3 protein-coding genes are annotated in these 4055 nt (G+C 69.7%); 1 reads left to right on the forward strand and 2 read right to left on the reverse strand.

The features are described 5' to 3' along the window. Positions 1-201: 201 nt before the first annotated feature. On the reverse strand, positions 202-1890 hold the full coding sequence (locus tag VMF51_RS17525; protein WP_325475745.1) for a fumarate hydratase: 1689 nt from the start codon (positions 1888-1890) through the stop codon (positions 202-204). Between the two features lie 78 nt (positions 1891-1968). On the opposite strand from VMF51_RS17525, the gene VMF51_RS17530 reads away from it, so the two are divergent. Further along, entirely contained in the window at positions 1969-2610 is a 642-nt protein-coding gene (locus tag VMF51_RS17530) for a DUF1707 SHOCT-like domain-containing protein (protein ID WP_325475746.1), read from the forward strand. Positions 2611-2926: 316 nt separating this feature from the next. On the opposite strand, the gene VMF51_RS17535 is transcribed toward VMF51_RS17530, so the two are convergent. After that, positions 2927-4055: sn-glycerol-3-phosphate ABC transporter ATP-binding protein UgpC (locus VMF51_RS17535; RefSeq protein WP_325475747.1), on the reverse strand; the 1129-nt coding region annotated here is incomplete at its 5' end.

Below are 4055 nucleotides of genomic sequence, written 5' to 3' on the forward strand. Positions count from 1 at the left end.
TGACATCACGCACGCCGCTCTCCTTGACGCCCGGTTCCGGTTCCTAGATAGCTCCAGAACCTAGGCAGAGAGCGGCGTGCGCTCGTCTACGGCACGCTCAACCCACCCACACATTCAGCAGGAGAGCCCGAGTCGGCAGTACTTGTAGACGGACTGTCTACAAGTACTGCCGACTCGACGCGCAAGTTCTGCCGACTCGGCTTACTGGGCGGAGCGGACCCTCAAACCGGTGACGGGGACGGTCACCGTGCCGGAGGGGTCGGTGAAGAAGTCGTTGCCCTGGTGGTCGACGACGATGAAGGCGGGGAAGTCCTCGACCTCGATCTTCCAGACCGCCTCCATGCCGAGCTCGGGGTACTCGATGACCTCCTGGCTCTTGATGCAGTCCTGGGCCAGGCGCGCCGCGGGGCCGCCGATGGAGCCGAGGTAGAAGCCGCCGTGGGTGTGGCAGGCCTCGGTGACGACCTTCGAGCGGTTGCCCTTCGCGAGCATCACCATCGAGCCGCCGGCGGCCTGGAACTGCTCGACGTAGGAGTCCATCCGGCCCGCGGTCGTCGGACCGAACGAACCGGACGCCATCCCCTCGGGGGTCTTGGCGGGTCCGGCGTAGTAGACCGGGTGGTCCTTCAGGTACTGCGGCATCTCCTCGCCGGCGTCGAGGCGCTCCTTGATCTTCGCGTGCGCGATGTCGCGCGCCACGACGAGCGGGCCGGTGAGCGAGAGCCGCGTCTTCACCGGGTGCTTGCGCAGCTCGGCGAGGATCTCCTCCATCGGCAGGGTGAGGTCGATCGGGACGACCTCGCCGCCGGCGATGTCCTCGGCCACGCCCGCGTCGGGCATGTACTGGGCCGGGTCGGTCTCCAGCTGCTCGAGGAAGACGCCCTCGGGCGTGATCTTGCCGAGCGCCTGCCGGTCGGCCGAGCAGGACACCGCGATCGCGACCGGGCAGGACGCGCCGTGGCGGGGGAGGCGGACCACCCGGACGTCGTGGCAGAAGTACTTGCCGCCGAACTGCGCGCCGATCCCGAACGACTGGGTGAGCTTGAAGACCTCCTCCTCGAGCTCCAGGTCGCGGAATCCGTGCGCGCTCATGCTGCCGGAGGTGGGCAGGTTGTCCAGGTAGTGCGCGGAGGCGTACTTGGCCGTCTTCAGCGCGAACTCCGCGCTCGTGCCGCCGATCACCACGGCCAGGTGGTACGGCGGGCACGCGGCCGTGCCCAGGGAGCGGATCTTCTCGTCCAGGAACTCCAGCATCCGCTTCGGGTTGAGGATCGCCTTCGTCTCCTGGAACAGGAACGACTTGTTGGCCGAGCCGCCGCCCTTGGCCATGAAGAGGAACTTGTACTCCGGCTTCCCCGACGTCTGCGGGGTGGAGTACAGCTCGATCTGGGCCGGCAGGTTCGTGCCGGTGTTCTTCTCCTCGTACGTCGTCAGCGGGGCCAGCTGGCTGTAGCGCAGGTTGAGCTGGGTGTACGCGTCGTACACGCCGCGGCTGATCGCCTCGCCGTCGTCGGCGCCGGTGAGCACGCCCTCGGACTTCTTGCCCATCACGATCGCCGTGCCGGTGTCCTGGCACATCGGCAGCACGCCGCCGGCGGAGATGTTGACGTTCTTCAGCAGGTCCAGCGCGACGAAGCGGTCGTTCCCGGACGCCTCCGGGTCGTCGATGATCTTCCGCAGCTGCGCCAGGTGCGCCGGCCGCAGGTAGTGGGAGATGTCGTGCATCGCCTCGGTGGTCAGCCGCTGGATCGCCTCGGGCGCGACCCGCAGGAACGTCTGGCCGTCGGCCTCGAAGGTCGAGACGCCCTCGGTCGTGATCAGCCGGTACGGCGTCTCGTCCTTCCCCACGGGCAGGAGGTCGGAGTACAGGAAATCGGCATCGCTGGACACGAGCGCTCAGATTACGCCCTGCGCGGCGCCCGCATGGCAGGACCCACACCCCGGAGGGGGACGGCCTACCCTAAGACGGTGACAGAGCCCCACCAGCAGCGGATCTCCGACGACGACCGGCACCGGACCGCCGAGTTCCTCCGGAAGGCCGCGGGTGAGGGCCGGATCGACCTGGACGAGCTGGACGAGCGCCTGGAGGCGGCGTACGCCGCCAAGGTGTACGCCGACCTGGTGCCGCTGGTCGCCGACCTGCCCGGCGCGGAGCCGGCGGTGCCGCCCGGCATGGTGGTCGCGCCCCGCCCGGGTACGGCGGCCCAGGTGCCGGTCGACGCCCCGACGTACTCCACGAGCATCGCGGTGATGAGCGGCGCCGACCGCAAGGGCGTGTGGCTGGTCCCGCCCAGCCACACCTCGTTCACGCTGATGGGCGGGGTCAACGTCGACCTGCGGGAGGCGGTCTTCACGACTCCGGAGGTCGTCATCAACGCCAACGCCGTCATGGGTGGGATCGACGTCATCGTCAACGCCTGGACTCGGGTCACGGTCGAAGGCATCGGGATCATGGGCGCCTTCGAGGAGGGCCGGGCGAAGGTCGAGCCGGAGCTCGGGCCGTCGTCCCCGCACGTGCGCGTGCGCGGGATCGCCCTGATGGGCGCGGTCACCGTCGTGCGCAAGCCGATGCCCGGCGAGAAGCGCAAGCGGCTGCGCCGGGCGGAGTAGGGCGGGCTAGCCCCAGGGCCGGCAGCGGGCCCGCCACCGGGCGGGGGAGGTGGTGCAGCGTGCGCTCCGGTGCCGCCGTCGGCGCCTGCCGCGGCCGGTGATCGACCCGCGGGGCGATCGCACCCGCTCCGACCTGACAGGACCCGACCAGACCGCACCGTGACTCATCGCCACCCCTCTCGGTCGCGGCCGCCGCCTCGTGGGGTGCCGCTCCGAATGACGTTAGGTACGCCGTTGGGGGAGTTGTCGCCGGTTCCGGCGACGGACCCCGGATCCTGTCACCCGTGCGACAAGAATCCGGGGTCCGGGCGGTCGCTCAGCCGGCGGCCGCGGGCTGCTCGGCGGCGTCGGCCATCGCGTCGTCCATCAGCCGGCCCGCGTGCGACCGGTCGACGGTGAGGTTCTCGCCGGTGGCCGGGTCGAAGAGGTGGATCTTGGCGGAGTTCACCCAGATCTCCGCCTCGTCGCCCTCGGCGATCCGGCTCGAGCCGTCCAGCGAGACGACGAGCTGGGTCCGCAGCGCCTCGCCGTCCAGGTCGCGCTCGAGCTGGCGCAGCTGCTCCTGGACCTCCGGGGGCGCCTCGAACGGCAGGTAGGCGTACGCCTCGTTGCCGAGCCACTCCACGACGTCGACCTTGGCCCGGAACGTCGAGCCGCTCTCGGCGTCGGTCTTCACCGAGGCGTCCTCGAAGTGCTCGGGCCGGATGCCGGCGATCAGCAGCCCCTTGCCGGCCGCCTTCTCCGCCTTCTCGGCGGGGAGCTGGACGGTGCCGAACGGCAGTTTCACCGAGGTCCCGTCGACCTCCGCGGGCAGGAAGTTCATCGGCGGGGAGCCGATGAAGCCGGCGACGAAGAGGTTGCCCGGGTTCTCGTAGAGCTCACGCGGCGTGGCCAGCTGCTGCAGCACGCCTCGCTTCAGCACCGCGACCCGGTCGCCCAGCGTCATCGCCTCGGTCTGGTCGTGGGTGACGTAGACGGTGGTGGTGCCCAGCCGGCGTTGCAGCCGGGCGATCTCCCCGCGCATCTGCACCCGCAGCTTAGCGTCCAGGTTGGACAGCGGCTCGTCCATCAGGAAGGCCTTGGGATGGCGCACGATCGCCCGGCCCATCGCGACGCGCTGGCGCTGCCCACCGGACAACTGCGCGGGCTTGCGATCCAGAAGATCGGCCAGGTCGAGAATGCGCGCCGTGTCGGCGACCTTAGCCGCGATCTCAGCCTTCTTCATCTTCGCCAAAGTCAAGGGAAACGCGATGTTCTGCCGCACCGTCATGTGCGGGTAGAGCGCATAGGACTGGAACACCATGGCCACGTCACGGTCGCGCGGCGGGACAGTGTTCACGACCTTCTCGCCGATCCGCAGCTCGCCTTCGGTAATCGTCTCCAGGCCAGCGATCATGCGCAGTGCAGTGGTCTTCCCGCAGCCGGACGGCCCGACGAGGACCATG

This window comes from Nocardioides sp. (genome assembly GCF_035503875.1).
In the GTDB taxonomy this organism is placed as follows: domain Bacteria; phylum Actinomycetota; class Actinomycetes; order Propionibacteriales; family Nocardioidaceae; genus Nocardioides.